At 45.1% G+C, this 25,507-nt stretch carries 26 protein-coding genes; 21 read left to right on the top strand and 5 right to left on the bottom strand.

What is annotated here, in order from left to right:
- Nucleotides 1-70: 70 nt before the first annotated feature.
- Nucleotides 71-2,158 (top strand): alpha-amylase, encoded by a 2,088-nt coding sequence (locus tag AB4323_RS19590; RefSeq protein ID WP_017058813.1) that lies wholly within the window; start codon nucleotides 71-73, stop codon nucleotides 2,156-2,158.
- 254 nt (nucleotides 2,159-2,412) lie between these two features.
- A complete protein-coding gene (locus AB4323_RS19585) occupies nucleotides 2,413-3,663 on the top strand; it encodes a valine--pyruvate transaminase (protein WP_048611244.1) in 1,251 nt (416 codons plus the stop codon).
- A 106-nt stretch (nucleotides 3,664-3,769) separates the two neighbouring features.
- On the opposite strand, the gene AB4323_RS19580 is transcribed toward AB4323_RS19585, so the two are convergent.
- A complete protein-coding gene (locus tag AB4323_RS19580; protein WP_009848140.1) occupies nucleotides 3,770-4,204 on the bottom strand; it encodes an Hsp20 family protein in 435 nt (144 codons plus the stop codon).
- A gap of 142 nt (nucleotides 4,205-4,346) precedes the next feature.
- Here AB4323_RS19580 and AB4323_RS19575 point away from each other — a divergent pair, with 142 nt between their 5' ends.
- Nucleotides 4,347-4,469, top strand: coding sequence for a hypothetical protein (locus AB4323_RS19575; RefSeq protein WP_267869012.1), 123 nt, complete (start codon nucleotides 4,347-4,349; stop codon nucleotides 4,467-4,469).
- Nucleotides 4,470-4,708: 239 nt separating this feature from the next.
- Here AB4323_RS19575 and gyrB read toward each other — a convergent pair whose 3' ends face one another.
- The 4 genes from gyrB to dnaA all read right to left on the bottom strand — a co-directional run bounded on the left by gyrB (nucleotide 4,709) and on the right by dnaA (nucleotide 10,880).
- A complete protein-coding gene (gyrB, locus tag AB4323_RS19570; protein WP_017058811.1) occupies nucleotides 4,709-7,126 on the bottom strand; it encodes a DNA topoisomerase (ATP-hydrolyzing) subunit B in 2,418 nt (805 codons plus the stop codon).
- 17 nt (nucleotides 7,127-7,143) lie between these two features.
- Entirely contained in the window at nucleotides 7,144-8,223 is a 1,080-nt protein-coding gene (recF, locus tag AB4323_RS19565; protein WP_017058810.1) for a DNA replication/repair protein RecF, read from the bottom strand.
- A 53-nt stretch (nucleotides 8,224-8,276) separates the two neighbouring features.
- Nucleotides 8,277-9,377: a DNA polymerase III subunit beta gene (dnaN, locus tag AB4323_RS19560; RefSeq protein ID WP_017058809.1), complete on the bottom strand. Its 1,101-nt coding sequence runs from the start codon at nucleotides 9,375-9,377 to the stop codon at nucleotides 8,277-8,279.
- Between the two features lie 81 nt (nucleotides 9,378-9,458).
- Nucleotides 9,459-10,880, bottom strand: a complete 1,422-nt coding sequence (dnaA, locus tag AB4323_RS19555; RefSeq protein ID WP_017058808.1) for a chromosomal replication initiator protein DnaA — start codon at nucleotides 10,878-10,880, stop codon at nucleotides 9,459-9,461.
- 311 nt (nucleotides 10,881-11,191) lie between these two features.
- Here dnaA and AB4323_RS19550 point away from each other — a divergent pair, with 311 nt between their 5' ends.
- The 18 genes from AB4323_RS19550 (at nucleotide 11,192) to atpH (ending at nucleotide 25,494) form a co-directional block, all read left to right on the top strand.
- The gene (locus AB4323_RS19550; RefSeq protein ID WP_009848135.1) at nucleotides 11,192-11,941 is read left to right on the top strand and encodes an amino acid ABC transporter substrate-binding protein; all 750 of its coding nucleotides are present in this window, start codon (nucleotides 11,192-11,194) and stop codon (nucleotides 11,939-11,941) included.
- A gap of 135 nt (nucleotides 11,942-12,076) precedes the next feature.
- Nucleotides 12,077-12,748, top strand: coding sequence for an amino acid ABC transporter permease (locus tag AB4323_RS19545; protein WP_009848134.1), 672 nt, complete (start codon nucleotides 12,077-12,079; stop codon nucleotides 12,746-12,748).
- The gene (locus AB4323_RS19540) at nucleotides 12,745-13,482 is read left to right on the top strand and encodes an amino acid ABC transporter ATP-binding protein (RefSeq protein ID WP_017058807.1); all 738 of its coding nucleotides are present in this window, start codon (nucleotides 12,745-12,747) and stop codon (nucleotides 13,480-13,482) included. Before AB4323_RS19545 ends, AB4323_RS19540 begins: the two co-directional genes overlap by 4 nt.
- A gap of 206 nt (nucleotides 13,483-13,688) precedes the next feature.
- Nucleotides 13,689-13,823 carry a 50S ribosomal protein L34 gene (rpmH, locus tag AB4323_RS19535; RefSeq protein ID WP_004735800.1) on the top strand — a complete coding sequence of 45 codons (135 nt, stop codon included), beginning with the start codon at nucleotides 13,689-13,691 and terminating at the stop codon, nucleotides 13,821-13,823.
- 45 nt (nucleotides 13,824-13,868) lie between these two features.
- Entirely contained in the window at nucleotides 13,869-14,192 is a 324-nt protein-coding gene (gene rnpA / locus AB4323_RS19530) for a ribonuclease P protein component (protein ID WP_017055478.1), read from the top strand.
- On the top strand, nucleotides 14,159-14,416 hold the full coding sequence (gene yidD, locus AB4323_RS19525) for a membrane protein insertion efficiency factor YidD (RefSeq protein ID WP_004735802.1): 258 nt from the start codon (nucleotides 14,159-14,161) through the stop codon (nucleotides 14,414-14,416). The genes rnpA and yidD overlap by 34 nt, the downstream gene beginning before the upstream one ends.
- 2 nt (nucleotides 14,417-14,418) lie before the next feature.
- Nucleotides 14,419-16,041: a membrane protein insertase YidC gene (gene yidC / locus AB4323_RS19520; RefSeq protein ID WP_017058806.1), complete on the top strand. Its 1,623-nt coding sequence runs from the start codon at nucleotides 14,419-14,421 to the stop codon at nucleotides 16,039-16,041.
- A 130-nt stretch (nucleotides 16,042-16,171) separates the two neighbouring features.
- Entirely contained in the window at nucleotides 16,172-17,533 is a 1,362-nt protein-coding gene (gene mnmE, locus AB4323_RS19515; RefSeq protein ID WP_029235098.1) for a tRNA uridine-5-carboxymethylaminomethyl(34) synthesis GTPase MnmE, read from the top strand.
- A 50-nt stretch (nucleotides 17,534-17,583) separates the two neighbouring features.
- A complete protein-coding gene (mioC, locus tag AB4323_RS19510; protein WP_017058804.1) occupies nucleotides 17,584-18,018 on the top strand; it encodes an FMN-binding protein MioC in 435 nt (144 codons plus the stop codon).
- Between the two features lie 482 nt (nucleotides 18,019-18,500).
- Complete coding sequence (gene mnmG, locus AB4323_RS19505; protein ID WP_017058802.1) at nucleotides 18,501-20,396, top strand: tRNA uridine-5-carboxymethylaminomethyl(34) synthesis enzyme MnmG; 1,896 nt, start codon at nucleotides 18,501-18,503, stop codon at nucleotides 20,394-20,396.
- Nucleotides 20,396-21,028: a 16S rRNA (guanine(527)-N(7))-methyltransferase RsmG gene (gene rsmG, locus AB4323_RS19500; protein WP_017058801.1), complete on the top strand. Its 633-nt coding sequence runs from the start codon at nucleotides 20,396-20,398 to the stop codon at nucleotides 21,026-21,028. Before mnmG ends, rsmG begins: the two co-directional genes overlap by 1 nt.
- A gap of 14 nt (nucleotides 21,029-21,042) precedes the next feature.
- A complete protein-coding gene (locus AB4323_RS19495; protein WP_029235097.1) occupies nucleotides 21,043-21,816 on the top strand; it encodes a ParA family protein in 774 nt (257 codons plus the stop codon).
- A gap of 23 nt (nucleotides 21,817-21,839) precedes the next feature.
- Complete coding sequence (locus AB4323_RS19490) at nucleotides 21,840-22,721, top strand: ParB/RepB/Spo0J family partition protein (RefSeq protein WP_372153143.1); 882 nt, start codon at nucleotides 21,840-21,842, stop codon at nucleotides 22,719-22,721.
- Between the two features lie 191 nt (nucleotides 22,722-22,912).
- Nucleotides 22,913-23,302, top strand: coding sequence for a F0F1 ATP synthase subunit I (locus tag AB4323_RS19485; protein ID WP_010433210.1), 390 nt, complete (start codon nucleotides 22,913-22,915; stop codon nucleotides 23,300-23,302).
- An 8-nt stretch (nucleotides 23,303-23,310) separates the two neighbouring features.
- On the top strand, nucleotides 23,311-24,108 hold the full coding sequence (gene atpB, locus AB4323_RS19480) for a F0F1 ATP synthase subunit A (RefSeq protein WP_009848124.1): 798 nt from the start codon (nucleotides 23,311-23,313) through the stop codon (nucleotides 24,106-24,108).
- Between the two features lie 49 nt (nucleotides 24,109-24,157).
- Nucleotides 24,158-24,415 carry a F0F1 ATP synthase subunit C gene (gene atpE, locus AB4323_RS19475; RefSeq protein WP_004411110.1) on the top strand — a complete coding sequence of 86 codons (258 nt, stop codon included), beginning with the start codon at nucleotides 24,158-24,160 and terminating at the stop codon, nucleotides 24,413-24,415.
- Nucleotides 24,416-24,474: 59 nt separating this feature from the next.
- Nucleotides 24,475-24,945 (top strand): F0F1 ATP synthase subunit B, encoded by a 471-nt coding sequence (atpF, locus tag AB4323_RS19470; RefSeq protein WP_010433231.1) that lies wholly within the window; start codon nucleotides 24,475-24,477, stop codon nucleotides 24,943-24,945.
- A 15-nt stretch (nucleotides 24,946-24,960) separates the two neighbouring features.
- The gene (atpH, locus tag AB4323_RS19465; protein ID WP_010433233.1) at nucleotides 24,961-25,494 is read left to right on the top strand and encodes a F0F1 ATP synthase subunit delta; all 534 of its coding nucleotides are present in this window, start codon (nucleotides 24,961-24,963) and stop codon (nucleotides 25,492-25,494) included.
- Nucleotides 25,495-25,507: the final 13 nt, after the last annotated feature.

Here is a 25,507-nt window from a genome sequence, read left to right as displayed (position 1 = left end):
TGAAACAGCACTCAGACTGTAGAGGGCATTGTTTGCTATAACTGACCTGTTTATTCAGGGGAAGGGAACAATGAAAAAAACAGTACTCGCGCTTTCAATACTCGCACTCAGCGCATGCAGCCAAACCAGTGACAACAACCTATTACTGACAATTGATAACGACACTGTCGTATTCGAATCATCCGGTAAAGGCACCGTGATTGCAGAACAGGAACTCGCGAAAGGTAGCTATACCTTCTCTATCAGCGATACTCAAAATACCTGTGGCACCAACTATGCGCTGGCTGAAGAAAACCGCATCAAATTCAATAAACCCCTTCGCCTAGACGACTGCGCCGAGAAGTCTGAATTAGATATCAAGATCTTTCGCGCTAACACCTATCAGTTTATGCTCAACCCACAAACCAATGAACTGACCGTTCAGATAAAGCCGAAGCAACAACAAGTACAAAGCTTTGCTTGTCCGGTTCCTAGTGACGAACCAACCATCATCGACGTTGCTCAAACCTTTGATGATGGCACCGTGGTTAGAGACGCTCTTTCAGGCAAACAAGTCACAGTAACGAATGGCAGCGTCACCATGCAGCCAGCAGAAAATAGCCAAGGTGTTCTGCTGCTTGAGAAAGTAGAACCAGAAACCAAAGCTGACTTTAGTTGGGATAACGCCACGGTTTACTTCGTAATGACTGACCGTTTCCACAATGGTAATCCTGATAACGACAACAGTTACGGTCGCAGCCAAGATGGACAAGACGAAATCGGCACCTTCCACGGTGGTGACTTGGCAGGCTTAACCGAAAAACTCGATTACATAGAATCACTCGGTGCTAATGCTATCTGGATAACGTCTCCGTTAGAGCAAATCCACGGCTGGGTTGGCGGCGGTGATCGAGGTGACTTCAAACACTACGGCTACCACGGCTACTACCATCAAGATTGGACCAAGCTCGATGACAACATGGGCACCGAAGACGAGCTAAAAACCTTCATCGATACCGCGCATAGCAAAGGCATTCGTGTTGTTTGGGATGTGGTAATGAACCACACCGGCTATGCGACGCTTGCCGACATGCAAGAGTTTGATTTTGGTAAGCTCAACCTAACTGACGAAGAAGCCAAACAAACACTTGGCGAAAACTGGACAGATTGGCAACCTGCCAAAGGTCAGAACTGGCACTACTTCAACAACTACATCTCTTACAGCGACAAAGAAGCGTGGGAAAAGTGGTGGGGCAAAGCTTGGCTACGCAGCGATATCGGCGCCTATGACTCTCCGGGCTACAATAACCTCACCATGTCTTTGGCGCATCTGCCCGATTTCAAAACAGAGTCGACAGAGACAATCGGGCTGCCTAATTTCTATCGCAATAAGTCCACCAGCGCGACCGATGAACTCAAAACACCTCGTAACCATTTAATCACTTGGTTATCGGATTGGGTGCGCGAATATGGTGTCGATGGTTTCAGGGTCGATACCGCTAAACACGTTGAACTCGAAGCATGGGCAGAACTGAAAGAGAGCACCAACCAGGCACTTGCCGAGTGGAAACAGAACAACCCAGACAAGGCCTTGGATGACTTACCCTTCTGGATGACTGGCGAAGTATGGGCACACAGCGTGGTCAAATCAGATTACTTCGCTAACGGATTTGATTCGATCATCAACTTTGAATTCCAGAGTGATATCGCACCAAAGGCGCTCAAGTGCCTATCCGATCTTGATGCTGATTACCTTCGATACGCAGAGAAGATCAACAACGACAGCGAGTTCAACGTACTGAGTTACCTTTCGTCTCACGACACCTCGCTATTCTGGACACAACATGGCAGTGACTTTGCAAAACAAACCAAAGCTGCAAACGCGTTGATGCTGGCTCCCGGTGCGGTACAGATCTATTACGGCGATGAAATCGCCCGAGACTTTGGCCCAACGGGTTCTGATCCAATGCAAGGCACACGCTCAGACATGCCTTGGGATCAAATCACTGGCGAACGTGCAGAGCTGCTAGAACACTGGCAAGCGCTTGGCCAATTCCGCCAACGCCACCCAGCCGTTGCTCAGGGTAAGCACATCATCCGTAACAGCAAGGGCTACTATGCGTTCGAACGCCAATACCAAGATGACAAGGTATTAGTCGTTTATACCGGTTCGAACTAAACCTTCATTAACATAAACACCAGAAACTAAAGGGGAAGCTTAGGCTTCTCCTTTTTTTATCGCTAAAGGTACGTTCAATAAGCAAGCTGTCACTCATTAACCAAACTTTATAGAAGTTTTTTACGTGTTAGAGCATTTGGCGCTATGCGTCGCAAAAACATTGCGGTATGTTCAAGGAATACACTGATGGCAGACATAAGGTCTGCCTTAATGACACGTAACAAGCAATCACAATGAATTAGGTAAAATTAGTAATGCAGTTCTCTAAGTTTGGCGAAAAGTTTAATCGATACTCTGGAATCACTCGTTTAATGGATGATTTGAATGATGGCCTGCGCACTCCTGGCGCTATCATGCTCGGTGGTGGCAACCCAGCCGCTATCCCTGCCATGCTCGATTACTTTAACCAAGCCAGTGCCGACATGCTCGCCAGTGGAGAACTCATCGCCGCCCTCGCCAACTACGATGGTCCGCAGGGTAAAGACAGCTTCATCAAATCGTTAGCGGCAATGCTGAAAGAGACCTACGGTTGGGACATCAGCGAGAAGAACATCAGCCTGACTAATGGCAGTCAAAGTGGCTTCTTCTACCTATTCAACCTGCTAGCAGGCCAACAGCCTGACGGCTCACATAAGAAAATCCTACTGCCGATCGCACCGGAATACATCGGCTACGGCGACGCGGGTATTGATGACGATATTTTTATCTCTTACCACCCAGAGATCGAACTGCTAGAAAACCGTCAGTTTAAATACCACGTTGATTTTGAACAACTAAAGGTTGATGACTCAGTCGCGGCTATCTGTGCATCTCGTCCAACCAACCCAACGGGTAACGTACTGACCGACGAAGAAGTGCGTAAACTGGATAAACTGGCGCGTGAAAACAACATCCCACTGCTGATCGACAATGCTTACGGCCTGCCGTTTCCTAACATCATCTTTGAAGATGTCGAACCGTTCTGGAATGAAAATACGATTCTATGCATGAGCCTTTCTAAGCTTGGTTTGCCGGGTGTGCGTTGCGGTATCGTAATTGCGAGTGAAGAAGTAACACAAGCATTGACCAACATGAATGGCATCATTAGCTTAGCGCCAAACAGTGTTGGCCCTGCAATTGCCAATCACATGATTGAAAAAGGCGATTTACTGCGCTTAAGTAGCGAGGTAATCAAACCTTTCTATAAAGATAAGTCACTACGTGCAGTTGAACTGTTACAAGACGCTATCGACGACCCTCGCTTCCGTATTCACAAGCCTGAAGGCGCTATCTTCTTATGGCTATGGTTTGATGAGCTGCCGATCACCACAATGGAACTGTACGACCGCCTTAAAGCTCGCGGCGTATTGATTGTTCCGGGTGAATACTTCTTTATCGGCCAAGAAGACGAGTGGGATCATGCTCACCAGTGCTTACGCATGAACTACGTACAAGATGATGAGGCGATGCAGAAAGGCATTGCTATCATTGCTGAAGAAGTGAAAAAGGCTTACTCAGAGCAGTAATAAGAGCTTTTAGCTTACCGCAGGTCAAATACAAAAAGAGCACCTCATTAGGTGCTCTTTCACTTTTACTTCCCGATATTTTTTAGCTCTAAGGAGCTAACAGTAATTAGCCTTCTAGTAGACTATTACCATTGATAGCAATCTTACGTGGTTGCATCGCTTCTGGGATTTCGCGTTCGAGGTCGATGTGAAGAAGACCATTTTCCATGCTTGCACCTACCACTTTTACGTAGTCAGCCAGTTGGAATTTACGCTCGAAATCGCGCTCTGCGATACCTTGGTATACGAAGGTTTTCTCTGCTTCTGCTTTACGCTCACCTTTCACAATTAGCATGTTCTCTTTCTGAGTCAGATCTAATTGGTCATCAGCAAAACCAGCGACTGCCATAGTAATACGGTAGTTGTTCTCGTCTTTTTGCTCGATGTTGTATGGAGGGTAACCGCCAGAAGAGTTCTTCGATGTATTCGCTTCCATCATGTTGAATAGACGATCGAAGCCGATTGCGTTGCGGTAAAGTGGAGTGAAATCTACAGTTCTCATAATGCTATCCTTTTAGTAAGCAATAGTCTTAGCTGCGAATTTTACTTGGATCTAACCTGTGTGTGACCCAGTAAACAGCTAAGAGATTCAATTCGCATTCCTCGGGTTTCACCTCTATTGGCGACAACGCTGGGACATGGCAATGAATCAATTTTTAAGTTGTGTGCTGCCAAAGTTATCCTCTATTGAGCGATACTTCGTTAGCGGTAATGAAGGTTCTGTTTCTTCTCTTGTAGAGCAAGACAGTCATCCTCTTCACAAATAGATATATGGATTGAGCAAAATAGTTTCAAGGGGTTATTTTCAATTATTTTTGCAACTCAATATTTTTCAATATCTTACAAACATAAAAAAGCACCATCCAAAGGATAGTGCTTTAAAATGATTTTAGTTTTTTGAGACGAAGCTATTTGGCTTTAGTTCAAGGAAGAGGCGCGGAGCATACGAATGTATGTGAGCACCTCTGACACAGAAATTAAGCCAAAGAGCGAAGTATCAAAGAGACTAAACGTCTAGGTTTGCTACTTTCAGTGCATTCTCTTCGATGAAGTTACGACGAGGTTCAACTTGGTCACCCATTAGCGTCGTAAACAACAAATCAGCACCAACAGCGTCTTCAATTGTTACTTGCATCATACGGCGAGTTTCAGGATCCATTGTGGTTTCCCAAAGTTGATCCGGGTTCATCTCGCCTAGACCTTTGTATCGCTGTAGGCTTAGACCACGACGAGACTCTTTCACTAACCAGTTCAGAGCATCAACGAAGCTAGAAACTTCTTGAGTACGCTCACCACGCTTAATGTAAGCGCCTTCTTCAATCAAGCCATCAAGAGCTTCAGAAAGATCCGCTAGCTTACCAAACTCTTTAGAGTTAATAAGATCGATGCTTAGTAGGTGTTCATGAGTCACACCATGAGTACGAACCACAATCTTAGGAACGCTTAAGCCTAGCTCTTCGTGTTTTTCAACTTCAAGGCTGTATTGGCTTGCACCTACTTCTTTCGCGTTTAGCTGTTCAACAAGCTGCTTACCCCAAGCTTCAACTGCCGCGTCATCATGACACTGCTCGGCCGTTAGACGAGGAACGTAAATCAGTTCGTGAACCAATGCGCGTGGGTAACGGCGGCTCATACGATCAACAAGCTTGATGCCTGCATTGTATTGCTGAACAAGCTTCTCTAAACCTTCACCTGCAAATGCTGGCGCTTCAGGGTTTACGTGCAGTTCTGCGTTGTCTAAAGCCAAAGATACTTGATACTGGTTCATCGCATCTTCATCTTTAATGTACTGCTCTTGCTTACCTTTCTTCACTTTGTAAAGTGGCGGTTGAGCAATGTAGATGTAGCCACGTTCAATCAGCTCTGGCATTTGACGGTAGAAGAACGTCAGTAGCAGGGTACGGATGTGAGAACCATCGACATCGGCATCGGTCATGATGATGATGTTGTGGTAACGCAGTTTATCTGGGTTGTATTCGTCACGACCAATACCACAACCAAGAGCGGTGATTAGCGTTGCTACTTCTTGAGAAGACAGCATTTTATCGAAACGTGCTTTCTCTACGTTAAGGATTTTACCTTTCAGCGGTAGGATTGCTTGGTTCTTACGGTTACGCCCCTGCTTAGCTGAACCGCCAGCAGAGTCTCCTTCCACAATATATAGTTCAGACAGTGCAGGATCTTTTTCCTGACAGTCAGCAAGCTTACCAGGAAGACCCGCTAAATCTAATGCGCCTTTACGACGAGTCATTTCACGAGCTTTACGCGCTGCATCACGAGCACGTGCTGCATCAATAATTTTAGAACAAACTGTTTTCGCTTCACCTGGGTTCTCAATAAGGAACTCAGACAACTTCTCACCCATTGTAGATTCAACGGCAGACTTCACTTCTGAAGAAACCAGCTTATCTTTAGTTTGGCTTGAGAACTTAGGATCAGGCACTTTAACAGAAACAATCGCCGTCAGACCTTCACGAGCATCATCACCAGAGGTCGCAGTCTTCGCTTTCTTAGAGAAGCCTTCCTTGTCCATGAAGCTGTTCAGAGTACGCGTTAGCGCCGCACGGAAACCTGCTAAGTGAGCACCACCATCGCGTTGAGGGATGTTGTTGGTGAAACAGTAGATGTTTTCTTGGTAGCCGTCATTCCACTGCATCGCAACTTCAACGGTAATACCGTCTTCGCGCTCAGAGTTAAAGTGGAAGATTTTTTGGATGATTGGCGTTTTGTTAGTATTAAGGTGTTCAACAAACGCTTGGATACCGCCTTCGTATTCGAAGTGATCCATTTTGTCTTCTTCGCGCTCGTCAATTAGCTTAATTGATACACCTGAGTTCAAGAATGATAGCTCACGTAGACGCTTAGCTAAAATGTCGTAATGGAACTCGATGTTAGTGAAGGTTTCTTCACTCGGCCAGAAACGAATCTCTGTACCTGTTTTATCCGTGTCACCGATAACCGCTAGTGGCGCTTGAGGCTCACCGTGGCTGTAGGTTTGAGTGTGGATTTTGCCACCGCGGTGGATAGTAAGAGTAACTTGCTTAGAAAGTGCGTTAACTACTGAAACACCAACACCGTGCAGACCACCAGATACCTTGTACGAGTTATCATCGAACTTACCACCAGCGTGAAGAACCGTCATGATTACTTCGGCTGCAGATACGTTTTCTTCTGGGTGCAATTCTGTTGGAATACCACGGCCGTCATCGCTCACAGACACAGAACTATCTTCATGGATAGTTACAATGATGTCATTACAGTGACCAGCTAGCGCTTCATCAATAGAGTTATCTACCACCTCAAAAACCATGTGGTGCAGACCGGTACCATCATCCGTGTCGCCAATGTACATTCCAGGACGCTTACGTACCGCATCCAGACCCTTCAGTACTTTAATACTCGATGAATCGTAATTATCTGACATAGTTACTCTCTGACTAATTATCCTTGCTCTATTTTGCCATGTTCCACATGAAACATCCTGCTATTTTCGTCATGCATATCTGCAATCTGATCAGCGGTAATAGAGCTTACAAAAACTTGAGCCTGGGTCGCCTTTAAACACTCAGCAAGACGTGCTCGGCGTTGGCTATCTAATTCGGAAGCGAAGTCATCTATCAAATAGATGCACTGCTTACCTGTCATTTGAGTGAGGTGTTGCCCTTGTGCTACTCGTAGCGCGCACACCATCAACTTCAATTGACCTCGTGACAAGACATCTTCCACTGGAGTGCCGTTCACTTTTATCTTCAGATCCGCTTTGTTTGGCCCACTAAAGGTGTAACCAAGCTGCTGATCCCTTTCAAAATTCTTTTCTAATATATCGGCGTACGGGGTGTCTTTGTCCCAGCCACGATAGTAGTTAATCTTTATCTCAAACTCAGGAAGGAAGGTCGCACAGATTTCTTCGGCGACTTCTTTGAGCTGATCAACGTAGGTGGCACGCCACTGACTGATGCTTTCTGCTAAACGGGCCAATTCTTGGTCCCAATAGCTCAGCTCTCGATAGTGCGTTGCCGTTTTCAATAAGGCGTTTCGCTGCTTATTGAGGCGCTTTACCCTGCCCCACGCATCATAAAAGCCCGACTCACTGTGGAAGACTCCCCAATCAATGAATGCTCGGCGATGCTTAGGTCCATCGGTTAGTAAATCAAACCCTTCAGGGTGAATCAACTGCAAAGGTAAGACTTGAGCTAACTGAGCCAACTTTTGCCCAGTTTGACCGCTTATTTTAACCTCTGTCGTGCCATCGCGCTGCTTATTAATGCCAATTGGCAGCTCAAATTGATCCGAGGTCATAAAACGGCCATGTACAAACAGCTCACTACACTCGTTTTGTATGATACGACCGGTAAGTGAACTCTTGAATGAGCGACCATGTCCGAGCAGATACACAGCTTCAAGGACACTGGTTTTGCCGCTTCCGTTAGCCCCTATAAGAAAGTTAAAGCCTGATGACGGTTGAATGTCACAGGCTTCAATATTTCTAAACTGCTTAACGATTAAGCGCGATAAAGGCATAACGTCTTCATATTAATCTTCAATCACGACTCGGTAGGTCAACATAGGGCTGCTTATAAGCGAATTGGCATAACAACGTACATCGCGCTGTCATCTTGTGCGTTCTCGATAAGAGCACTCGCATTGGCGTCTGACATTGAGATGCGAACCTGTTCACAACGCAGTGTGTTCAGAACATCCAATACGTAGCTTACGTTGAAGCCAATCTCTAGCGCGTCACCGTCGAAGTTAACATCGAGTACTTCTTCTGCTTCTTCTTGCTCTGGGTTGTTCGCGGTAATGCGCATCTCGCTATCCGCAAGGTTAACGCGAACACCACGGAATTTTTCATTCGATAGAATCGCAGCACGAGAAAATGCTGAACGTAATTCATCACAGCCAGCTTCAAGTGTCTTGGTGGTATTTTGCGGCATTACGCGGCGATAATCAGGGAAACGACCATCAACCAGCTTAGAAGTGAAGACATAGTTGTTCACTTCAGCTCGCACGTTAGAGTTACCAATTTGCAGTGTTACTGGCTGTTCAGGTGCATCCAATAGCTTCACTAACTCTTGAACACCTTTACGAGGAACAATGATCTGCTTCTGAGCAAAATCCGCACCCAGTTGTGCTTGAGATACTGCCATACGGTGACCATCGGTCGCTACGCTGCGCAGGATAGAGCCTTCAATCTCAAACAACATACCGTTGAGGTAGTAACGAACATCTTGGTTCGCCATTGAGAATTGTGTTTTCTCGATAAGACCGCGAAGTTCAGCTTGTGTCACTGACACTTCAACTTCACTGCTCCAGTCTTCAATATTTGGAAAATCTGCCGCAGGTAATGTTGCTAAAGAGAAGCGGCTACGACCAGAGCGAACCTGAATACGGTCACCATCCAATACCACCGTGATCACTGAGTTATCTGGCAATCCACGGCAGATATCTAGGAATTTACGTGAAGGTACGGTAATGCTACCCGCTTCGAAATCACCTTCAAGCGTTACACGGCTGATCAGTTCAACTTCTAGATCCGTCGCTGTCATCGACAACACGTTATCTTCTACTTTAATCAGTAGGTTTCCTAGAATTGGAAGCGTTGGCCTGCCACCGAGTGCGCCAGATACTTGTTGTAATGGCTTAATCAGGTGACTACGTTCAATGGTAAATTTCATATCTTGCTCTTACGGTCTAAATGGCACTGCGTAATAGTACGTGGCCAAGATTCTGCTTATTAAGGTTAAGAATACTGTGTATTAAGAAGAAAGGGTACGAATCAAGTTCGAATAATCTTCTTTAATGTCGTGGCTCTCTTCACGCAGCTGAGCAATCTTACGACAAGCATGCAGTACCGTCGTGTGGTCACGACCACCGAATGCATCGCCAATCTCAGGCAAGCTGTGGTTTGTTAGCTCTTTCGCCAGTGCCATCGCCAATTGACGTGGACGAGCAACAGAACGAGAACGACGCTTAGACAATAGATCAGCGACTTTGATTTTGTAGTACTCGGCTACTGTCTTTTGAATGTTATCAATAGTGACCAGTTTTTCTTGCAGTGCAAGTAGGTCACGCAGTGCTTCACGCACGAAGTCGATCGTGATCGGGCGGCCAGTGAAGTTTGCATTCGCAATAACACGGTTCAATGCGCCTTCCAGTTCACGAACGTTAGAGCGTAGACGCTTGGCAATAAAGAACGCCACTTCATCCGCAAGGTGAATTTGGTGGTCTTCGGCTTTCTTCATCAAGATCGCAACACGTGTCTCAAGCTCTGGTGGCTCAATCGCTACCGTCAAACCCCAGCCGAAACGAGATTTAAGACGATCTTCTACCCCGTTGATCTCTTTTGGATAACGGTCAGACGTTAGGATGATCTGTTGATTGCCTTCAAGCAGCGCGTTAAAGGTATGGAAGAACTCTTCTTGAGAACGCTCTTTATTAGCAAAGAATTGGATATCATCGATAAGCAATGCATCAACACTACGGTAGTAGCGCTTAAATTCTTCGATCGCGTTGTTTTGGAGCGCTTTCACCATGTCTTGAACAAAGCGCTCTGAGTGCATGTAAACCACTTTAGCATTCGGCTTATTATCAACAATGGCGTTACCCACCGCATGCAACAAGTGCGTTTTACCTAAACCAGTGCCGCCGTATAGGAACAACGGGTTGTAGGCTGTACCTGGGTTATCAGAAACCTGACGTGCCGCAGCCAAACCGAGTTGGTTCGACTTACCTTCAACAAAGTTATTGAACTTATGTTTTGGGTTCACGTTTGAGCGGTGATTCAAGTCAACCGCGACAGGCTCTTCATCACGCCAGATATTATGGACAGGTTTGCGAGCTTGTAATTGCGCAGGTGCTGATGACTCAGCGGCCACATCAGCTGCAGTGCGAGTCTGAGTTGGTGTCGGTGTCGCAGGCTTTGGTGCAATCACACGCTTGCTTCCCACTTCAAAATGAAGATGTGGGATATCGTTACCGCAATATTCTTGCAGCAGACGGTTAATGCTATTTAGATACTTATCACGAACCCAATCGAGTACGAAACGGTTCGGTGCAAATAGAGTTAGAGTATTGTCATTGAGTTCCGCTTGTAACGGACGAACCCACATACTGAATTCTGTAGCTGGTAACTCTTCTTGAAGCTGTTGCAAACACTGCAACCAAAGCGAAGATGACACGGTGCCCTCACTCTATTTAAAGTAATATGAAATGACCGCTAATTTTACCTGTTGATAAGTCAGATCACCAGCAATTGATCACAGATCCAGTGAATAAGATCCAAGTTATTCACAATAAATTTGTAATTTATCGGTGGATCCACACATCTTGCCCCTAATTTACTCACACAATGATCCACTTATGCCCGGATCCTTGCTAGTTATCCCCAAATCGGGAATTCAATCTGGTTATGGTTAATAACATCTGGTTATTTATTCTAGTGAGCATTTTCCCAGTAACATCCAAACCCATAAATATAAGGAGTTACCAAATGAATAACTGGATTAAGGCTGCAATTGCGGCTATCGCACTCTCTGCTGCTACTGTTCAAGCTGCGACTGAAGTTAAAGTCGGCATGTCTGGTCGCTATTTCCCGTTTACGTTCGTTAAACAAGACCAGCTACAGGGTTTTGAAGTGGATTTATGGGATGAGATCGGTAAGCGTAACGATTACAAGGTTGAATACGTAACGGCAAACTTCTCTGGTCTGTTTGGTCTTCTTGAAACGGGTCGCATCGATACCATTTCAAACCAAATTACAATGACGGATGCACGTAAAGCGAAATACCTATTCGCAGACCCATACGTAGTAGACGGCGCACAAATTACCGTTCGTAAAGGTAATGACAGCATTAAAGGCATCGAAGACCTTGATGGCAAGACGGTTGCGGTAAACCTAGGCTCAAACTTTGAACAACTGCTTCGCAGCTACGACAAAGATGGCAAGATCAATGTAAAAACCTACGATACAGGTATTGAACATGACGTGGCACTGGGTCGTGCCGATGCATTCGTAATGGATCGCCTATCAGCACTAGAGCTTATCAAGAAGACTGGTCTACCATTACAACTAGCAGGTCAGCCATTCGAAACAATTGAAAACGCTTGGCCTTTCGTCGACAACGATAACGGCAAAAAACTGCAAGCAGAAGTAAATGAAGCATTAGCAGCAATGCGCGCAGATGGTACGCTAGAAAGTATCTCTCAGAAATGGTTTGGTGCGGACATTACTCAGAAGTAATTAATCACTTTCTCCATTCAAGGCCCACTGCTTTATACAGCGGTGGGCTTTTTGCTTTTGTGCACTGATTAAAAAACCTGATACAACAGTACTTACATATAGAACAACACTGCCAATAAAAATACGAGATAGATTATGGGATTTGACTTTAATTACATGCTAGAGCTGTTGCCAATACTACTGAAGTATTTAGGCACCACGATGGAGATGGCGACCTGGGGCTTGTTCTTTGCTCTGATCCTGTCTCTGATACTGGCGAATATTCGTGTATTCAAAATCCCAGTGCTCGACCAACTGAGCCAGCTGTACATTAGCTTCTTCCGAGGCACACCACTGTTGGTGCAGCTGTTCCTCCTTTATTACGGCTTACCACAAGTCTTCCCGTGGATGGTTGGGTTGGATGCCTTCAGCGCCGCTGTGATTGGCTTAACCCTGCACTTTGCCGCGTATATGGCAGAAAGTATTCGTGCCGCGATTATCGGTATTGATCGCAGCCAGATGGAAGCCAGCCTTTCGGTCGGTATGACAACCAGCCAAGCGATGCGCCGAGTGATCTTACCGCAAGCAACTCGCGTGGCACTGCCGTCGTTGATGAACTACTTCATCGATATGATCAAGTCGACTTCACTTGCCTTCACCCTAGGTGTCGCCGAAATCATGGCTAAAGCTCAGATGGAGGCTTCTTCAAGTTTCCGCTTCTTCGAGGCTTTCTTAGCAGTCGCACTGATTTACTGGGGCGTGGTGGTTATCCTCACTCGTATTCAAATTTGGGCCGAAGTGAAACTGAATAAGGCGTATGTACGATGATCAAATTACAAAATATCCACAAGCAGTTTGGTGACACCGAAGTTTTGAAAGGGATCGACCTAGAAATCAAACAAGGTGAGATAATTGTCATCATAGGTTCAAGTGGTACGGGTAAATCTACCCTACTGCGTTGTGTGAATTTTCTAGAGCAAGCCGATCAAGGCACGATTTCGATTGATGATATCAAGGTTGATACTCAGAAACACACTAAGGCAGAGGTGCTTGCACTGCGTCGTAAGACCGGTTTTGTGTTCCAAAACTATGCACTGTTCGCTCACCAAACCGCGAGACAGAATATTGCTGAAGGTTTAATTACCGTTCGTGGTTGGAAAAAACAGCAAGCCCATGAAAAAGCACAACAAATACTTGATGATATTGGCTTAGGTGACAAAGGTGATAGCTACCCAGCCGCGCTCTCTGGTGGCCAGCAACAACGGGTGGGTATTGGCCGTGCAATGGCACTACAACCCGAGCTTTTACTGTTTGATGAGCCGACTTCAGCGCTCGATCCTGAGTGGGTTGGCGAAGTGCTTAACCTAATGAAAAAACTGGCAAATCAGCATCAAACCATGCTGGTGGTTACCCATGAAATGCAGTTCGCGAGAGAGGTCGCAGACCGAGTGATCTTCATGGCTGACGGTCATATTATCGAGCAGGGATCTCCACAGGATATTTTTGGTAATCCACAGGATCCTAAATTAAAAAAATTCTTAAATAAGGTTGGGATCGACTAAGGATCCTTGTGATTTTAGTTATTCTACGTATAATCCCCCGACCGGAATTTTAGTTAACCCAATCATTGACACTTTTTGTGACAGTGATTACAATTCCGCCTCTTTGTTGAGAGGCGTCGGTTTTCCTTTCTTATATAAAGAAGAGAAAAAATGCCCACGCCGGGTTTAACAAAAACCTAAAACTACTGATCAGTAAGGTAATTACAATGAAACGCACTTTTCAACCTACAGTTCTAAAGCGTAAGCGTACTCACGGTTTCCGTGCTCGCATGGCTACTAAGAACGGTCGCGCAACAATCAATGCACGTCGTGCAAAAGGCCGTAAGCGTCTTTCTAAGTAATCTTTGATTATTTTGAATAAGCTAGCCTTCGGTCGGGAGTTACGCTTGTTAACTCCCGAACATTATCAAAATGTCTTCAAGCAAGCTCATCGAGCTGGCTCCCCTCATTTCACCATCATTGCCCGAAATAACTCTCTTTCAAATCCTCGTCTTGGATTAGCCGTTCCGAAAAAGCAGATTAAAACCGCCGTGGGTCGTAACCGATTCAAGCGTCTTACTCGTGAAAGCTTTCGTAACACTCAACACAAACTTCCTAACAAAGATTTTGTTGTAATCGCTAAGAAGAGCGCGCAAGATTTAAGCAATGAAGAAATGTTCAAGCTACTCGACAAATTATGGCTTCGCCTGTCTCGCCCTTCGCGTGGATAGCGCTAATACCCATCTATTTTTATAGATGGTTTATTAGTCCACTCATCGGCCCACGCTGCCGATTTACTCCAACCTGCTCTTTATATGCGATAGAAGCGTTGAAAGCTCACGGTTTTGTAAAAGGGTGTTGGTTATCAGGCAAACGTCTATTAAAATGCCATCCTTTGAACGAAGGGGGCTTTGACCCCGTTCCACCAGTCCAAAAACAAGACAGAGATAAATAACGATGGATTCTCAACGTAATATCCTGTTAATCGCATTGGCTTTGGTTTCTTTCCTACTGTTCCAACAATGGAACGTAGCTCAGAATCCAGCACCACAAGCGGTTGAGCAGGCACAATCTGGCAGCACCCTACCAGCGCCATCTTATGCAGATGATCTAGACCCGGCTCCTGGTCAAGTTGCTTCTTCTGCTAAAACTATCACAGTAACAACTGATGTACTGACTCTGTCAATTGATACGGTTGGTGGTGATGTCGTTAAAGCAAACCTAAACGATTACTCTGCTGAGTTCGATTCTGAAGATACGTTTGTTCTTCTTAAAAACGAACCAGGTCACCAATTTATCGCACAAAGCGGTCTAGTGGGTCCTCAAGGTATCGATTTAAGCAGCACAAACCGCCCAAGCTACACAGTTTCAGCAGACAGCTTCACGCTTGCTGATGGTCAGGATGAACTACGCATCCCGATGACTTACCAAGCGAACGGCCTTGATTACACGAAAACATTCATCCTTAAGCGTGGCAGCTACGCAATGGATGTTGAATACGATGTAGTCAACAACTCTGGTAACAACGCGACATTCGGCATGTACGCTCACCTGCGTCAGAACGTAATGGATGACGGCGGTAGCCTAACAATGCCAACTTACCGTGGTGGTGCTTACTCTACGGAAGATACGCGTTACAAAAAATACAGCTTCGACGACATGCAAGATCGCAACCTGTCTCTTAACCTAGCAAACGGTCAAGGTTGGGCAGCGATGATTCAGCACTACTTTGCAAGTGCATGGATCCCACGCGACGAAGCAGGCAGCAACCTTTACACTCGTGTAATTGGTAACCTTGGCGACATCGGTGTTCGCATGCCGAACAAAACCATCGCTACTGGCGACGAAGCAAACTTCAAAGCAACGCTTTGGGTTGGTCCTAAACTTCAAGACCAAATGGCTGCTGTTGCACCTAACCTAGACCTAGTAGTTGACTACGGTTGGTTATGGTTCATTGCTAAACCACTTCATACTCTGCTTTCGTTCATTCAAGGCATCGTTGTGAACTGGGGTCTGGCAATCATCTGTCTAACTTTCATCGTTCGTGGTGCTATGTACCCACTAACGAAAGCTCAGTACACGTCTATGGCGAAAATGCGTATGCTTCAGCCTAAGCTGACTGCAATGCGTGAGCGTATCGGCGACGACCGTCAACGCATGAGCCAAGAAATGATGGAGCTTTACAAGAAAGAGAAAGTAAACCCACTAGGTGGCTGTTTACCTATCCTTCTGCAAATGCCTATCTTCATTTCGCTATACTGGGCACTAATGGAGTCTGTTGAACTGCGTCACTCACCGTTCTTCGGTTGGATTACTGACCTTTCAGCACAAGACCCATACTACATCTTGCCACTTCTGATGGGGGCTTCAATGTTCCTAATCCAGAAGATGAGCCCGACAACTGTAACGGATCCAATGCAGCAGAAGATCATGACCTTTATGCCGGTTATGTTCACATTCTTCTTCCTGTTCTTCCCTTCAGGTCTGGTTCTATACTGGCTAGTATCGAACATCGTAACTCTGATTCAGCAAACGCTTATCTACCGCGCGCTGGAAAAGAAAGGCTTACATTCTAAGTAAGTTCGATAATAGAAAGAGACAAAGAAAGGCGACCAAAAGGTCGCCTTTTTGTTTTTAGCTGATTACAATTCAGCTAATTGATTAATCGTGAGCGCCCCTTTTTGGCTTTCACATGCTAGCAGGCACAACTATGACTACAGATACGATTGTTGCTCAAGCGACTGCACCCGGCCGTGGCGGCGTCGGTATTATTCGCGTTTCAGGCCCACAAGCAGCCCAAGTTGCGCTTGAAGTTACCGGCAAAGTACTGAAACCACGTTACGCTGAGTACACCCCTTTTAAATCTCACGATGGTTTAGAGCTAGACCAAGGCATCGCGCTTTACTTTCCTAACCCGCACTCGTTTACCGGTGAAGACGTATTAGAGCTACAAGGCCACGGCGGCCCTGTGGTAATGGATATGCTCATCAAGCGCATCCTCGCGATTCCAGGGCTACGCGCAGCACGCCCTGGTGAGTTCTCGGAGCGTGCCTTCTTGAACGACAAGATGGATTTAACCCAAGCAGAAGCGATTGCTGACCTCATTGATGCCAGTTCAGAAGAAGCGGCGAAATCAGCTCTGCAATCGTTGCAAGGTGAGTTCTCGAAACGCATTAATACGCTGGTGGACTCTCTGATTCACTTACGCATCTATGTTGAAGCCGCTATCGACTTCCCAGAAGAAGAGATTGATTTCCTTGCTGACGGTAAAGTAAGTGCTGACTTACAAGCTATCATCGACAACCTCGAAGCGGTTCGCCAAGAAGCCAATCAAGGTGCCATCATGCGTGAAGGTATGAAGGTGGTGATTGCAGGTCGTCCTAATGCCGGTAAGTCGAGCTTACTGAATGCATTATCGGGTAAAGACTCCGCGATTGTGACTGATATTGCAGGTACAACCCGTGATGTACTTCGTGAACATATCCATATTGATGGTATGCCACTGCACATTATTGATACCGCAGGCCTGCGTGAAGCCTCGGATGAAGTCGAAAAAATCGGTATTGAACGCGCTTGGGAAGAAATTGCTCAAGCCGATCGCGTTTTATTTATGGTCGATGGCACCACTACCGATGCAACCGACCCGAAAGATATCTGGCCAGATTTCGTTGATCGTCTGCCGAATAACATCGGAATGACCGTGATTCGTAACAAAGCCGATCAAACCGGTGAAGATCTCGGGATTTGCCATGTTAATGATCCAACTCTGATTCGACTATCAGCAAAGACGGGACAAGGCGTTGATGCACTACGTAATCACTTAAAAGATTGCATGGGCTTTGCTGGTGGCAATGAAGGTGGCTTCATGGCACGTCGTCGCCACTTAGATGCCCTAGAACGCGCATCTGAGCATCTAGATATTGGCCAGCAACAGCTCGAAGGCTATATGGCAGGGGAAATCTTGGCAGAAGAACTGCGTATAACGCAGCAACACCTTAACGAGATTACTGGTGAATTCAGTTCCGATGACCTACTCGGCCGTATCTTCACCTCTTTCTGTATTGGTAAATAACCTTTAAAGGCCGGCTCATGCTGGCCTTTTTCTTTAGTAAGGACAGCTTAATGATCCACATTATTACAGGCAGCACCTTAGGTGGTGCAGAGTACGTTGGCGATCACCTTAATGATCTTCTTGAAGAGCAAGGCCACGAGATCACCCTTCATAATCAGCCTGAATTCGATGATATTCCCCAACAAGGCTTTTGGTTGCTGGTGACTTCAACTCATGGTGCGGGTGAATTTCCAGATAATATTAAGCCGTTTATCGACGCATTGACCCAGCAATCTCCAGATTTAAGCCCGGTTCGCTTTGCTGTCGTGGCGCTTGGTGATTCGAGTTACGATACCTTCTGTTTGGCGGGAAAATCAGTCCACAGCCAGATGAAAGAGCTCGGTGCTCAGCCTATTTCTGACTGTTTTACCATCGATGTATTGGAAACTCCGGTACCAGAAGACGCAGCAGAAGCTTGGTTCAACGATCATAGCGACCAGTTTTAACCTCTCTCCTCTCTCAAAAAGCGGCTTATGCCGCTTTTTTTGTCTCTGAACATCGTGATTGTGAATAACTTTTTTTCAAAAACATCGAAAATTAGCGATCTATTTTCAATTTCTTCTGTGGATAAGATCATACATATACGGTGATTAACCTATAGTTATTCAAATAACAAGTTTTAGGCTAATTTCCTCCTGTGAATAAGTAGCCATTTTGATCCCAGCTAATCCTCATCCTGATCAAAGTTAGATCACATCATTTGATCCAAAAAAGATCCATGATCTTGTTGATCATTTTCGACTTATCCACAGATAACCTCGATCCTAATAATAGATCTAATAAAAGATCTCCTTAAAGATCTTATCTATATTAATTAAAAACAGCTTTTTCGAAAAATCCCAAAAACGTTTTCTCAGGCTATGAAAACAGGTAGAATATCGCTCCTTTTTATCAATCTAGAAAACGTTTGAATACCTGAGGTCGGTTCATGCTTTATCACGAAAAATTTGACGTCATCGTTGTTGGTGGTGGCCATGCAGGAACGGAAGCCGCACTCGCATCTGCACGTACTGGTCAAAGTACGTTATTACTTACTCATAATATCGATACACTAGGACAAATGTCTTGTAACCCAGCCATTGGCGGGATCGGTAAGGGCCACTTGGTAAAAGAGGTCGATGCAATGGGTGGATTAATGGCGCAAGCTATTGATCATGCAGGTATTCAGTTCAGAACATTGAACGCATCAAAAGGCCCTGCGGTTCGTGCTACTCGTGCACAAGCTGACCGCGCACTGTACAAAGCCTTTGTTCGTAACGTTCTTGAAAACACGCCAAACCTGACTTTGTTCCAACAGTCGGTTGATGACTTGATCGTTGAACAGGATCAAGTGGTAGGTGTGGTAACGCAGATGGGCCTTAAGTTCCGCGCAAGCGCTGTGGTTCTGACTGTGGGCACATTCCTAGGCGGCAAGATCCATATTGGTATGGAAAGTTCTTCAGGTGGCCGTGCTGGTGATCCACCATCGATCGCACTGGCTGACCGTCTTCGTGATCTTCCATTCCGAGTTGATCGCCTGAAAACAGGTACTCCTCCTCGTATCGATGCGCGTAGCGTTGATTTTTCTGAGCTTGAGGTTCAGCACGGTGATAACCCGACGCCTGTTTTCTCGTTCATGGGCAGCCGAGCTCAACAACCTCGTCAAATTCCATGTTACATCACGCATACCAATGAAAATACGCATGACGTAATTCGTGCCAACCTTGATCGCAGCCCTATGTACGCGGGTGTGATTGAAGGCATTGGCCCTCGTTACTGCCCTTCGATTGAAGACAAAGTAATGCGTTTTGCTGACAAGAACAGTCACCAAATTTTTATTGAGCCAGAAGGTCTAACGACTCACGAGCTATACCCGAATGGTATCTCTACCAGTCTGCCGTTTGATGTACAGGTTCAAATTGTTCGTTCGATGAAGGGCTTTGAAAATGCTCATATCGTTCGCCCTGGCTATGCGATTGAGTACGATTTCTTTGATCCTCGCGACCTTAAGCTGACTTACGAAACTAAGTTTATCAAAGGTCTATTCTTTGCGGGTCAAATCAACGGTACCACTGGCTATGAAGAAGCGGCTGCACAAGGCTTGATGGCCGGTCTGAATGCAAGTTTGTTTACTCAAGGCAAAGAAGGCTGGAGTCCACGTCGTGACCAAGCTTACATGGGCGTGCTTATCGACGACCTATCTACCATGGGTACCAAAGAACCTTACCGCATGTTTACGTCTCGCGCGGAATACCGTCTGCTGCTTCGTGAAGACAACGCCGATATCCGCTTGACTGAAAAGTCGCGTGAACTTGGCCTTGTTGATGACGCTCGTTGGGCTCGTTTCAACGAGAAGATGGAAAACATGGAGAAGGAGCGTCAACGTCTGAAAGAGACTTGGATTAATCCAAAATCTGAAGATATTGATCAACTGAACCAAATTCTGAAAACACCAATGTCTCGTGAAGCGAGCGGTGAAGATCTTCTTCGTCGCCCTGAAATGACTTATTCACAGTTAACCGCATTGGATCGTTTTGGTCCTGCACTGGAAGATCAACAAGCGTCTGAGCAAGTTGAGATCCAAGTGAAGTACGATGGTTACATTCAGCGTCAACAAGACGAAATTGAAAAATCACTGCGTCATGAAAACACCAAACTGCCTGCTGATATCGATTACAGCAAGGTAAAAGGACTTTCTAACGAAGTGGTTCTTAAACTAACGACAGCTAAGCCTGACTCAATTGGTATTGCTTCGCGAATTTCAGGTATCACACCTGCAGCAATCTCAATTCTGTTGGTTTACTTGAAAAAACACGGCCTGTTGAAAAAAGGTGAGGAAGCATAATGAGCGCATTACGCGAAAAACTGGATCACCTTATTGGCCAGACTGAACTTGAAGTATCTGAAAAACAACGTGGCCAGTTGGTTGGCTACGTTGAGTTACTGAACAAGTGGAACAAAGCTTATAACCTAACATCAGTTCGTGACCCACAAGAAATGATGGTGAAACATATCTTAGATAGCATCATTGTTAGCACTCACTTACAAGGTAAGCGCTTTATCGATGTGGGTACGGGACCTGGTCTTCCTGGGATTCCGCTCTCAATCATGAATCCAGACTGCGAGTTTTACTTGCTAGACAGCCTAGGTAAGCGTATTCGTTTTATCAAACAGGTGATTCATGAGCTGGGTATCGACAACGTGGTACCGGTTCAAAGTCGCGTTGAAGAATTTCAACCAGAAGAAAAGTTTGATGCAGTGCTCAGTCGTGCATTTGCGTCAATGACAGACATGGTAGAGTGGTGTCACCATTTACCTAAAGAGCAATCCGGTGTATTTTTGGCTCTTAAGGGACAACATCCTAGAGACGAAATCGACCTGTTACCTGAATGGTGTTCAGTGACAGACATTAAAGCTTTGCAAGTGCCAGAGCTTGATGGAGAGCGTCATCTAGTTACTTTATCGCGTCAGGGATAATCAGCGAGGCCATAGTGGGTAGAATCGTAGCAATTGCCAACCAGAAGGGTGGCGTAGGAAAAACAACAACTTGCATTAATTTAGCAGCATCAATGGCGGCAACAAAACGCAAGATATTGGTTGTTGACCTCGATCCTCAAGGTAATGCCACTATGGCGAGCGGTGTCGACAAGTATCAAGTTGAAGCAACAGCTTACGATTTGTTGGTTGAAGACACCCCATTTGATGAGGTGGTTTGCCGGAGTACATCTGGCAATTATGACCTCATCGCCGCGAACGGTGATGTTACTGCGGCAGAAATCAAGCTGATGGAAGTGTTTGCTCGTGAAGTTCGTTTAAAAAATGCACTCGAACCCATTCGCAATAACTATGATTTCATCTTTATTGATTGTCCGCCCTCATTAAACCTTCTTACAATCAACGCGATGGCTGCGGCCGACTCCGTATTGGTTCCTATGCAATGTGAATACTTTGCTTTGGAAGGTTTGACTGCGTTGATGGATACCATCAGTAAACTCGCTGCGGTAGTAAACGAGAATCTTAAGATCGAAGGTCTTCTACGTACTATGTACGATCCTCGTAACCGCTTATCGAACGAAGTATCTGATCAACTCAAAAAACATTTTGGTAGCAAAGTCTACCGAACTGTTATCCCTAGAAATGTGCGTCTGGCAGAAGCGCCTAGTCATGGCAAGCCAGCAATGTACTACGACAAATATTCCGCAGGAGCGAAGGCATATCTTGCTCTTGCAGGCGAAATGTTGCGTCGTGAAGAAGTCCCAGTATAGGTCTAACCAAAGGAATTCGCTCAATGTCTAAGCGCGGTTTAGGAAAGGGGCTAGATGCATTGCTTGCAACTAGCTCTCTGGCTCGTGAAAAACAACAAGTAGCTTCTCATAGTCAAGCGTTATCGGCTGATGGTGAGCTCATCGAACTTGCTGTCGGTTGCTTAAAGCCAGGTGTATATCAACCGCGTAAGGATATTGCGCCGGAAGCGCTAGAAGAGTTAGCGGCATCTATACAATCTCAAGGCATTATCCAACCGATCGTTGTACGCCCTTTAGCGCACGACCAATTTGAGATTATTGCTGGTGAACGTCGTTGGAGAGCGGCTCGTCAAGCTGGTCTTAAACAAGTTCCATGCTTGATCAAGAGAGTAGAAGACAAGGCCGCGATTGCGATGGCATTGATCGAGAACATTCAACGTGAAGATCTGAATGTTATCGAAGAATCACAAGCGCTAGAGCGCTTGCAGAACGAGTTTTCACTGACACATCAGCAGGTCGCCGATGTGATTGGTAAATCCAGAGCTACCGTTAGTAACTTATTACGTCTAAATCAGCTCGAAAATGAAGTAAAAGGTTTAGTTTCCAGTAAACAACTAGAAATGGGGCATGCTAGAGCACTGCTTGCGCTTGAAGGTGTTACCCAGGTTGAGGCAGCGAATACTGCAGCAACCAAAAAAATGACCGTGCGTCAAACTGAGCAACTTGTCAAAAAGTGCTTAAAACCAGACGTTGAAGCTGAATCGAAGCCCGAAGACACTGAGGCCATCGAACTTTCACGAAGACTCACGGAAAAATTGCAAGCAAACGTTTCAGTTACTCGTTCTGTTAGCGGTAATTCAAAAGTGACAATTACTCTTGATGAGCCTCACAAATTAGAGCAACTTATTGCTAAACTAGAGTACTAAATGAGATAATTGATTTAGGTCAATTATGTAATAAACAAGTAATTTCTTACAAAAGTTGTCGGTTTGTATACAGAAATGTAAATGATTGCTGCATTCTTATTGCAATCAATTTGGCTGAACGTATAATTTTCGCCAATTTCTCAGCACGCTTTTAAGCGAGTGGTAAAGTGGGCTTAAAGAGGAACGAATACATGGTAGCGGCGTTAGCAAGACCAGGACGAGTGCTTGCAAAGCAAATGTTATTGATCGAGCTTAGCGCGGTTATATTAGTGGCGATAGGGTTAGGTTTAGCTGTTAATCCTGATTGGGGTTTTGCTGCATTGGTTGGTGGCGGTATTTTTGTCATCGCGAATGTGGTTTTTTGTGTGTGTGCTTTCCTATTTTGTGGAGCTCGCGCAACTAAGTTAGTTGCGGCGTCGTTCTATGCAGGTGAAGCACTAAAGATCCTTATCACAGTTCTACTATTCTCTATTGTCTACATGTATATGCAGGTGGAATTAATTCCCCTCAAACTGACCTATTTACTGGTTCTAGGTATTAATATCTTTGCGCCAGTGCTTTTCATTAACAATAAAAAATAGGATGAGTTATGGCTGCGCCAACAGCATCCGGATACATTGAACACCATTTACAAAACCTTTCTTTAGCTAAGTTTGGTCTTGTAGAGGAGACAAGTTTCTGGAACGTACATATAGACAGTCTGTTTTTTTCGGTGTTGACAGGGATGTTATTCCTTTGGGTTTTTCGCTCAGTCGCTAAGAAAGCAACAGTAGGTGTACCTGGTAAGCTTCAGTGTTTTGTTGAAATGGTAGTGGAATTCGTTGGCGACAACGTTAAAGAAACTTTCCATGGTCGCAACCCTCTGATTGCCCCACTAGCACTGACTATATTCTGCTGGATTATCATTATGAACTTGATGGACTTAGTGCCTATCGATTTCTTACCATATCCTGCAGAGCATTGGCTAGGTATCCCTTACTTGAAAGTGGTTCCTACAGCTGATGTAAATATAACCATGGCAATGGCTTTGGGTGTTTTTGCTCTGATGATCTACTACAGCATCAAAGTGAAAGGCCTAGGCGGATTTGCTAAAGAATTGGCACTGCATCCATTTAATCACCCAATCATGATCCCATTTAACTTGGTACTTGAGGTAATTTCGTTATTAGCGAAGCCACTATCTCTAGGTATGCGTTTATTTGGTAATATGTTTGCGGGTGAGGTGGTGTTTATTCTTATCGCGGCAATGCTACCGTGGTACTTACAATGGGTAGGTGCACTACCTTGGGCTATCTTCCATATCTTAGTTATATTGATTCAAGCGTTTGTTTTCATGATGTTGACAATCGTTTACTTATCAATGGCTCATGAAGATAGTGATCACTAAAAAATTTTTAAGCTTTATTCTAACTATTAATGTTAATCGGAGAACGTAAATGGAAACTGTACTAAGTTTTTCAGCAATCGCTGTTGCTATTATTGTTGGTCTTTGTGCCGTAGGTACTGCAATTGGTTTTGCTATTCTTGGTGGTAAATTCCTAGAAGGCGCTGCGCGTCAACCTGAAATGGCTCCAATGCTACAAGTTAAGATGTTCATCATCGCTGGTCTACTGGATGCTGTTCCAATGATCGGTATCGTAATCGCACTACTATTCACGTTTGCTAACCCATTTGTTGGTCAACTAGCAGGCTAATTAACTCTTTAATAGTTAATTAAATTTTTGTAGTTGATTCTTAACGAGGGGTAGCTGTTGTGAATATGAACGCAACTCTGCTAGGTCAAGCAATTGCTTTTTCACTGTTTGTTTGGTTCTGCATGAAATATGTATGGCCACCAATCATGCAAGCAATTGAAGAACGTCAGAAAAAAATTGCTGACGGTCTTGTAGCCGCTGAACGCGCTGCTAAAGACTTGAACCTGGCACAAGCCAACGCTTCTGAGCAAATGAAAGAAGCAAAGCGCACTGCAACTGAGGTTATTGATCAGGCAAACAAACGTAAAGCTCAAATTATTGATGAAGCACGCGAAGAAGCTCAGGCAGAACGCCAGAAAATCTTAGCGCAAGCTGAAGCAGAAATTGAAGCAGAGCGTACACGTGCCCGTGATGACCTGCGCAAACAAGTCGCAACTCTGGCTATAGCTGGTGCTGAGAAAATCCTTGAGCGTACAATCGATAAAGATGTACACGATGATCTTCTTAACAACATTACTGCAAAACTTTAAAGCAAGGGGCTGTATATGTCTGATTTGACTACAATCGCACGCCCCTATGCTAAAGCAGCGTTTGACTTTGCGGTAGATAAAGGTGAGCTAGACCAATGGGGTCAAATGCTTACTTTTGCTGCCGAAGTGGCACAAAATGATGATGTTCACAATTTATTAAGCGGTTCTATGACTGCTGAAAAATTAGCTGAAGTATTCATTGTAATTTGTGGCGAACAATTTGATGAATTCGGCCAGAACTTAATTAAAGTGATGGCAGAGAATGGCCGCTTAATGGCTTTTCCTGATGTTTGTAAAGAGTTCTTTATACTCAAAAAAGAGTATGAGAAAGAGATCGACGTTGAAGTTACTTCAGCTGTTGAACTTTCTGAAGAACAACGCACAAGCATTATCAGCAAATTGGAACTGCGCCTTGCGCGCAAAGTTCAGCTGAATTGCAGTATAGATGAGACTCTACTTAGTGGAGTTATTATTCGAGCCGGAGACCTAGTCATCGATAACTCAGCGCGCAGTCGTTTAGACCGCCTGAGCGATGCATTGCAGTCTTAATGGGGATTGGAGC

Origin of the sequence: Vibrio sp. 10N.261.52.C11, assembly GCF_041471405.1 — a bacterium.
Classification (GTDB): Bacteria; Pseudomonadota; Gammaproteobacteria; order Enterobacterales; family Vibrionaceae; genus Vibrio; species Vibrio crassostreae_C.
Note: the sequence above shows the minus strand (reverse complement) of the source record. Positions and strands in the feature narration are given on the sequence as shown.

Excerpts from the sequence above, each read along its gene's own strand:
- AB4323_RS19575 (WP_267869012.1), top strand. The coding sequence starts at position 4,347 with ATGAATCAATTTTTAAGTTGTGTGCTGCCAAAGTTATCCTCTATTGAG.
- AB4323_RS19590 (WP_017058813.1), top strand. The coding sequence starts at position 71 with ATGAAAAAAACAGTACTCGCGCTTTCAATACTCGCACTCAGCGCATGC.
- gyrB (WP_017058811.1), bottom strand. The coding sequence starts at position 7,126 with ATGTCAGATAATTACGATTCATCGAGTATTAAAGTACTGAAGGGTCTG.
- mnmE (WP_029235098.1), top strand. The coding sequence starts at position 16,172 with ATGACTACAGATACGATTGTTGCTCAAGCGACTGCACCCGGCCGTGGC.
- mioC (WP_017058804.1), top strand. The coding sequence starts at position 17,584 with ATGATCCACATTATTACAGGCAGCACCTTAGGTGGTGCAGAGTACGTT.
- AB4323_RS19550 (WP_009848135.1), top strand. The coding sequence starts at position 11,192 with ATGAATAACTGGATTAAGGCTGCAATTGCGGCTATCGCACTCTCTGCT.
- dnaN (WP_017058809.1), bottom strand. The coding sequence starts at position 9,377 with ATGAAATTTACCATTGAACGTAGTCACCTGATTAAGCCATTACAACAA.
- rsmG (WP_017058801.1), top strand. The coding sequence starts at position 20,396 with ATGAGCGCATTACGCGAAAAACTGGATCACCTTATTGGCCAGACTGAA.
- mnmG (WP_017058802.1), top strand. The coding sequence starts at position 18,501 with ATGCTTTATCACGAAAAATTTGACGTCATCGTTGTTGGTGGTGGCCAT.
- rpmH (WP_004735800.1), top strand. The coding sequence starts at position 13,689 with ATGAAACGCACTTTTCAACCTACAGTTCTAAAGCGTAAGCGTACTCAC.
- AB4323_RS19545 (WP_009848134.1), top strand. The coding sequence starts at position 12,077 with ATGGGATTTGACTTTAATTACATGCTAGAGCTGTTGCCAATACTACTG.
- atpH (WP_010433233.1), top strand. The coding sequence starts at position 24,961 with ATGTCTGATTTGACTACAATCGCACGCCCCTATGCTAAAGCAGCGTTT.
- atpB (WP_009848124.1), top strand. The coding sequence starts at position 23,311 with ATGGCTGCGCCAACAGCATCCGGATACATTGAACACCATTTACAAAAC.
- yidC (WP_017058806.1), top strand. The coding sequence starts at position 14,419 with ATGGATTCTCAACGTAATATCCTGTTAATCGCATTGGCTTTGGTTTCT.
- AB4323_RS19490 (WP_372153143.1), top strand. The coding sequence starts at position 21,840 with ATGTCTAAGCGCGGTTTAGGAAAGGGGCTAGATGCATTGCTTGCAACT.
- recF (WP_017058810.1), bottom strand. The coding sequence starts at position 8,223 with ATGCCTTTATCGCGCTTAATCGTTAAGCAGTTTAGAAATATTGAAGCC.
- AB4323_RS19580 (WP_009848140.1), bottom strand. The coding sequence starts at position 4,204 with ATGAGAACTGTAGATTTCACTCCACTTTACCGCAACGCAATCGGCTTC.
- AB4323_RS19540 (WP_017058807.1), top strand. The coding sequence starts at position 12,745 with ATGATCAAATTACAAAATATCCACAAGCAGTTTGGTGACACCGAAGTT.
- AB4323_RS19585 (WP_048611244.1), top strand. The coding sequence starts at position 2,413 with ATGCAGTTCTCTAAGTTTGGCGAAAAGTTTAATCGATACTCTGGAATC.
- yidD (WP_004735802.1), top strand. The coding sequence starts at position 14,159 with ATGGCTTCGCCTGTCTCGCCCTTCGCGTGGATAGCGCTAATACCCATC.
- atpE (WP_004411110.1), top strand. The coding sequence starts at position 24,158 with ATGGAAACTGTACTAAGTTTTTCAGCAATCGCTGTTGCTATTATTGTT.
- AB4323_RS19485 (WP_010433210.1), top strand. The coding sequence starts at position 22,913 with ATGGTAGCGGCGTTAGCAAGACCAGGACGAGTGCTTGCAAAGCAAATG.